Raw genomic sequence first — 328 nt, 5'->3', positions numbered from 1 at the left:
TCGACCTGCCGCGCCAGGGCAAAGCCGCGACGCTGAATGCCGGCGTGGCGCTGGCGACTGGCGATATTCTGGTGTTCACCGATGCCGATAACCAATGGTCGCGAGAAACCCTCGGCTACCTGCTCGCTCCGCTGAGTGACCCGAGCGTCGGCGCCTGCGCCGGGCACATGGTGATTCCGGTCACCGGCGGCGGCTTGAGCGTCGGCGATAGCCTGTACCGGCATTACGAAGGCTGGCTGCGTCGGGTGGAGAATCGCACCGGCTGCATGGTCTCGGCCGACGGCGCCCTGCTCGCCCTGCGCCGCGAGCTGTTCCAGAGCGTGCCGGC

General features: G+C 68.6%; 1 protein-coding gene. It reads left to right on the top strand.

The features are described 5' to 3' along the window. Nucleotides 1–328: glycosyltransferase (locus tag CVN76_RS00530; RefSeq protein ID WP_157805381.1), on the top strand; the 328-nt coding region annotated here is incomplete at both ends.

The sequence above is a fragment of the Bacillus sp. mrc49 genome (genome assembly GCF_002803435.1).
The sequence above is the reverse complement of the archived record's forward strand: the minus strand, read 5'-3'. Positions and strand labels throughout refer to the sequence as shown.